The 6,313-nt window shown below is 57.0% G+C and carries 5 protein-coding genes and 2 pseudogenes; 4 read left to right on the top strand and 3 right to left on the bottom strand.

Features of this window, described 5'->3' with window-relative positions; translation table 11 throughout:
- Positions 1-82: 82 nt before the first annotated feature.
- On the bottom strand, positions 83-1,345 hold the full coding sequence (locus tag GR328_RS25265) for an ABC transporter substrate-binding protein (RefSeq protein ID WP_160888420.1): 1,263 nt from the start codon (positions 1,343-1,345) through the stop codon (positions 83-85).
- A 397-nt stretch (positions 1,346-1,742) separates the two neighbouring features.
- Between GR328_RS25265 and GR328_RS25270 the strand changes: the two genes are divergently transcribed.
- The 3 genes from GR328_RS25270 to GR328_RS25280 all read left to right on the top strand — a co-directional run bounded on the left by GR328_RS25270 (position 1,743) and on the right by GR328_RS25280 (position 3,915).
- Positions 1,743-2,291 carry a thioesterase family protein gene (locus tag GR328_RS25270; protein ID WP_205790301.1) on the top strand — a complete coding sequence of 183 codons (549 nt, stop codon included), beginning with the start codon at positions 1,743-1,745 and terminating at the stop codon, positions 2,289-2,291.
- On the top strand, positions 2,288-3,073 hold the full coding sequence (locus GR328_RS25275; protein ID WP_160888422.1) for an enoyl-CoA hydratase: 786 nt from the start codon (positions 2,288-2,290) through the stop codon (positions 3,071-3,073). Before GR328_RS25270 ends, GR328_RS25275 begins: the two co-directional genes overlap by 4 nt.
- A 95-nt stretch (positions 3,074-3,168) precedes the next feature.
- Positions 3,169-3,915, top strand: coding sequence for a TetR/AcrR family transcriptional regulator (locus GR328_RS25280; protein ID WP_160888423.1), 747 nt, complete (start codon positions 3,169-3,171; stop codon positions 3,913-3,915).
- A gap of 109 nt (positions 3,916-4,024) precedes the next feature.
- On the opposite strand, the gene GR328_RS25285 is transcribed toward GR328_RS25280, so the two are convergent.
- Both GR328_RS25285 and GR328_RS25290 read right to left on the bottom strand, forming a co-directional pair.
- Positions 4,025-5,854, bottom strand: coding sequence for an AMP-binding protein (locus tag GR328_RS25285; RefSeq protein ID WP_160888424.1), 1,830 nt, complete (start codon positions 5,852-5,854; stop codon positions 4,025-4,027).
- 22 nt (positions 5,855-5,876) lie between these two features.
- Positions 5,877-6,003 (bottom strand): annotated as a pseudogene (locus GR328_RS25290) (4Fe-4S dicluster domain-containing protein); the annotation flags it as partial.
- 114 nt (positions 6,004-6,117) lie between these two features.
- Here GR328_RS25290 and GR328_RS25295 point away from each other — a divergent pair.
- Positions 6,118-6,313 (top strand): annotated as a pseudogene (locus GR328_RS25295) (ABC transporter substrate-binding protein); the annotation flags it as partial.

Consider the following 6,313-nt stretch of genomic DNA (forward strand, 5'->3'; position numbering starts at 1 on the left):
GGGCCGCTAAGTCGTACCGGCGACCGAGCTTTTCATCCTCAGGCGGGCGGGGCCCACCTGTCGAAAGGAAGGATCCGCGCCGCTAGTCCTGAATGACGAGGGGCTTCCCAGGAGTCGCAGCCCCCAGGAGATCGGCTCCGGGAATCTTGGCCTCCTCAGCCACCACCCAGCCGAGCTCATCGTTCTTCGGATTGAGCTTGATCAGGTTAATGTCCGAGATCACCTGATGATCTTCCTTCCGGAAGGAGATGTCACCTTTCGCGCTCTCGAACCTGATCCCTTCGAGGGCATTGATGACCGCGTCGGTCTCCGTGGATCCCGCCGCCTTGATCGCATTGACGTAGGCATACAGCGCCATATGGGCGGGCCCGATATAGCCGGTCGGATACTTATCGCCGGTCCGCTTGACGTACTCCTCATAGAGCGCGCGCCCCGCCGGAATGTTCTGGTAGGATCCGTAGTACCAGTGACTGCCCGACCAGAAGTTCTCCGGCAGATTCTGCTTGAGTGTCTTGGCGAAAACCAGTTCGCCACTGAGGTCCATGAAGACCTTGATCTTTCTCGTCAGACCGAACGGACGAGCCTGAGTGATCATCGTCAAGAAGTCCTCGCCAGTCAAAGACTGATAGACCGCCTCGACCGGCTGACGCATGAGGCTCGAAATCTGGTTCTTGAAGTCGATTGCGCCGAACTTCTGCAGAACCGGATCAGAGATCTCGGCCGGCTTGTTTGCCAGCTGGGGATAGAACCTCTTGAGACCACTCGAATAGGATCGCCAGAGAGCGTGACCGAACTCCACGTCGGGGAGAATGCCGCCCCACCTTGTGATGTCGGGATACTTCTCAGCCGCAAGTCGCGCCTGCGCCTGCGCGCGGCTATAAGCACTGTCAGTAATACGGAAGAAGTTTCTGTTGAAGGATTCGTGCGTCAGAGAATCCGCAACCGAACCAATTGTGATCAGGACGCTTTTAGCATCCGGCATGATCCCCGCGATAGCGAGCGCTGACGGCGTATTGAGACCGCCGATGAAGAGATTGATCCCCTCCCCCATGAGCTCTCGTGCCGCAGCGAGAGCCGCGTTGGGATTGGCTTTGTCGTCGCGGAAAACGATTTCGAGCTTTCGCCCGAGCACGCCGCCGGCGGCGTTGATCTGGTCGACCGCAATCTGAGCGGAGAGCTGGCAATCGGGAGCGTAGCTCGCCTGCGAGCCCGTAAGAGGCAGCAGAATTCCGATCTTGATGGGACCGCTCGTCTGCGCGAAAGATCCATAGGGCCTGCCGATCGCGACTGCGCCAAGAGCCGCCGCACCACCCAGAACAGTTCGTCGAGAAACCCGTCTTGTCATCATTTCCTCCACAGCGGACTTCCAGATGGTCAGCCGCCACTCCCATTTTTGTTCTGTCGACCATCGCCGTCCGATTGGATTCGACGCGGCCGTTGGTTGGAAGTTAATCACCGGTTCTCAGCGGCGTCAACGTATTTTCGAAATCGCATTCGACTTTAAAAAGACACATGTCCAGGACTATACTCCTCAACAGTCTTGAGCTATATTCATCGAACTATAAAGGATAGCCCTCCGCCACCGGAGCCGGAACGGCCCAGCCTGACACGCACAAAAAGAATTTAATTTCAATTCAAAATGGTTGACGCATAGCGTGGCCAAATATATTCTTGAAGGCGAACGGAGACTGCGCGCCGGCGCCACGTCCGGAAATTCGCGCACGCCAGCAATGGCGAAGCTCATGGCCAAGAAATCGCTTTCGGAGTTGCGCTTGTTCTATCGAGCTGATCCGCGTTTGCCACAATACGAGATGGCGGTGCCTCGGGAGTGGATTGACGGCAACAAGCATGTCAATGCCTGCTATTACCTCGCGGCGGTAAAGGATCCGGCACTCGCGGCCCATAATGAATGGGACTATGGGGTCGAGTTCAGAGCCCGGACAGGTCAGTCAAACTTCGTCCTGGAGTCTCAGGTCGTCCATATTCGGGAGCTCCTCCTCGGCGACAGGCTCTTAGTGACGACGAGAATCCTCGAATTGGATGACAAGCGCCTGCATCTGCTCTTCGAGATCATCAATAAGCGGGAAGGTTACCTGGCGGCACTCGCTCAGTATCTTACGATCCATGTCACCATGGGCCCGCCACCGAAATCCTGTGCGATCCCGGACGATCTCCGCTCAAGACTTGAGAGAATTCAGGCCATCCATTCGCAAGTGCCGATGCCGCCGGGAGCCGACAGATTGAAGCGCCTCGGCCCTCCCAAACGCTTTTTCAAGGAGGCCACGCGATGAATTTCCGATCCATTGCTGTCGAGTGCTTTGGCCCCGTGCGACGCATCAGTCACAACCGGCCGGACTTTCGCAATGCGGAGAGTCGCGAATTGCTGGACGAGCTCGATCAGTCCATATCCAGGGCTGTCGAGGACGACACAGTGCGGGTGATCATTCTGGCCGGCAAAGGCGACCACTTCTCTGCAGGGCACGATCTCAAGGAGGCGCAGCGGGAGCGTTCCGGCTTCTCGGTCGAGCAACGCTGGATGTATGAAGAGAAGCATTATTTCGAGTACTGTCGTCGCATACTGAATGCTCCCAAACCGGTTATCGCCCAGGTCCAGGGCGCCTGCATCGCTGGCGGGTTCATGGTAGCCAATATGTGCGACATTATTATCGCATCAGAGGACGCGTTCTTTGCAGATCCCGTCGTTCATACCCTCGGGGCAGCTGCAGTTGAGGTTCTCGTACATCCGTGGGTGCTCGGACAGAGAAAGGCGCGGGAGTTGCTTTATACGGGCGGACGCCTGAGCTCCGCGGATGCGGAGAGATTGGGCATGGTCAATCGGGTGGTGCCCCGCGAAGAGCTTGAGGCGACAACCCTCGCCATGGCGGAGAAAATCGCCGAGGCGCCTCCTTTCGCACTGCGCGTTTTGAAACGCTCTCTGAATCGGACTTTGGATGCACAAGGCTTCGGTGTTGCCCTTGCGGCGCATTTTGATACTCACCAGCTTTCACACCTGTCCGAAGCGTTCCAGTCGGCACGATCTGCTGGCTTGGCCGAAGCGATAAAGAAAAGCTAGCCACACTCGGCGTTATACAGTAATGCGGGCTTGGATGAAGGAGGCGCAGACAGGCGCAATCATCCTTGACCGGAGATACCTCTCAAGGAAGACTGATGCAGGTAGCAACGAAACAAAGTCGGGCGAAAAAGATGGCACCCACAGGAAGAACGCCCAAGAAGTCGGAAGTAACGCGCGCACGCATCTTGGATGCGGCCGCTTTCGTCTTCCGGCGCAAAGGGTATGCTCTAGCGCGCCTCTCCGACATCTCAAAAAAGGCAAAAACTCAGACCAGCAGTATTTACTACTACTTCGAGTCCCGTGAAGCAATTGTCGCTGAAGTTCTCAACATTGCGAACGAGCGCACGGCAATATTCGTTCGGAAGGCCTTGGAAGAGGTTCCGGAAGGTTCGAGCGTTCGCGAGCGGATCACAGCCGCAATTCGCGGCCATTTCGCGATCACCCTTTCTGGAGACGATTATGTATCCGCGCACATGCGCATCTTCGATCAAATTCCGGCAAAGTTGCGAGATCATTTTCTGAGGGTTCTTGATGAAAACGCTCAGGTGTGGCGAGTCCTCTTCAAGGAAGCGCAGGAGACTGGCCAGATCCGAAGCGACTTGGACATATCGGTCCTGCGGCTCTTGTTATTGGGCATGATGAACTGGTCTGTCGAGTGGTATAAGCCGGGCCGCCTCACCCCGGACGAAATTGCCCAGCAAGCGGCAAAAATCCTGTTCGAGGGTATAGGTCCTCTTCCGTCAGCATTGCCGAAGGCGGAAAGCCGCATAAGAGATCCCGCCAAAGCAAAGGGCACCAGGAAGAGACCTCAGGCGAAGGTAACCAGCGTTTCGGCTCTATAGCCCAAGGACTGTTCAGGCGGCTACGATCTGTTGACTGGCAAATGAGCGTGATGGGTCGATCGGAGAATCAGCCCCAGCGCGCTTAGGCATAGGCCGCGGATGCGCCTCTCTACGATTGGAGCAGATCGGCCGCCATCTTTCTTAGAAGATCCTTCCGGATCTTCCCGGAGGGGGTTTTGGGAAGCTCTTCGAGTTCTTCGATGCGAACTGGGATCTTCTGCTTGGCCAGACGGCGCTCAACGAGAAACTGGGATACTTCCACTTGGTCGATCGACCTGCCGCTCTCGCATACGACAAATCCGCAGACGGCTTCGCCGAGCCGCGCATCCGGCATGCCGACGACGGCCGCCTCGCGAATAGCAGGATGTTCCAAGAGGTGATCTTCGATTTCCCGCGGGCTGAGATTTTCCCCGCCGCGGATGATCAGATCTTTTGACCGCCCGGTCGTGACAATATAGCCGGGCGGATCGATCTTGCCGAGATCGCCCGTGCGGAAGAAGCCCTGCTCATCGAATGCCTTCACGTCATCGTTTGGATCAAGGTAACCGACCGAGATCTGGGGACCTCTCGCGAGAATCTCACCTTCTGCGCCTTGGCCAAGATCCTGTCCCGTCGCAGGATCGCAGATGCGCACTTCGGAATTCCAGATTTCGCCGTCAGTTTCGGCAGCCAGTCTCGCATTGCCGTTCCTGACACCGAAGGCAATTGGCCCTGCGAGCTCGGACGCTCCATAGATCCGGCAGACCGTGCAAGGCTTCAGCGCACGCGCCGCCCTGTAGGCAAGCTCCGGAGGCACAGGAGCACCTCCACATGGGAAAAGCCGCAAGCTGGACAGAGGCTCGCCGCTGCGTTCGACCGCCTCAGCCAGTTCCTTTAGGAAGGGTGTTGCCCCAAAGGCGATTGTGCATTGATGCTGCCGCATCAGCTGCACGGCCGTGTCGGCTTGCCAGATATCCATCAACACTGCGGGAGTGCCGAGAACGAACGGCTGCTCCAAGGCATAGAGATAGCCGGTGATGTGGCTGACCGGCGATGCCATAAAGATGATGTCTTGAGGCGTGACTTCCCAGAAGTCGCCGAAGGCGTGAATCGCCGCCATGATTGTGTTGTGGGTGTGAAGGACACCCTTCGGGCGGCCTGTCGTCCCGCTCGTGTAGAGAATGAGCTTGATCTCATCCGGATCGACTGTAGCCGGGTCACAATGCATTCCGCTTGTCGAGATGGTCTGCTCGAACGTTGCAAACTCGCTTGGCTCATGGTCGCGCACAACGACGACATTCATCAGATGCGGCAGATTTGGCCGGAGACGCCGAACCATATCCAAATAGCTGTAACTGCGGAACCGCTCAGGCACGAAGAGGATCCGGCTTTTGCAATCTGCCAGCATGAAACCGACTTCGGCATCCCGGTAGATCGGCACCAGCGGATTGACTACGAAGCCGCCGATTGCCGCAGCCAAGTTGATGACCACAGCCTCGTACCAATTCGGCAGCTGATACGAGATGACTTCGCCTGGCGTGAGACCTATGGCCCTGAGATAGCCGGCGAGCGCCTGCGCTTCTCCTACGAGTCGACCATATGAAACGGCTAAGTTGCCATCGTAAATTGCGACTTGATCGGCAGTCTCCGGAAGTTGCTGGAATGCCATCGTGGCGATGGTCTGGTCCCGCCACTTGCCCGCCGCACGATAGACACCCCCGAAGCGATCCCTGCGGATCTGCCACGACAAGGCCCTAGACTCACCGTGCTGCACAAGCATCTCCTCGAACGAAATTGCACTATAATTCGCGGGCCTCCACACCTCGCAGACTGCCCAGCTCAGTAATGGCAGTTTACCGAATTTGATTTCGAAATCAACTTCGCGGGTCTGATTTCCCTGGTCATGTCCGGTGCTGTTTTGGAAAAACGTTCCGGCCCTTGGAAGCATCGTTGTCGTCACCACACTATCAGCAGCCCATGTGTCAATGCCGAGCGCACATACTCGCATAATTTGGCCCGCCGCTACCCTCCGAGGGTGACCCAACTGATGTTCTGGTTCGAGTCGTTGATGCCGCAAGTCTTGCAGTGGACGCAGTTCTGCGCGCTGATCCAGCAGCTACCCCGCTCTGGTGGCGTTACTCTGCGGGCTTGAACAGCATCCTGAAAGGCCGCATTCTACCCTCGGCTCCAAGCCGAACAATAAGAGCATTTGGGAGGAAGTGAATGAAATTTAAATCAGCACTACTGTCCATTGTTTTGACTGGTCTTGCTGCAGGTGCAGCCCAGGCGCAAATTTCCATCAAGCTCGGTGTCCTGACGGACCGTTCGGGCGCCTATTCGGACATCGGCGGCGAGGGCTCGGCCGTCGCCGCTCGCATGGCTGTCGAGGACTTTATAGCCAAGTCCTCCAACAAGAACA

Source organism: Microvirga makkahensis (assembly GCF_009830105.1).
Lineage (GTDB): Bacteria > Pseudomonadota > Alphaproteobacteria > Rhizobiales > Beijerinckiaceae > Microvirga > Microvirga makkahensis.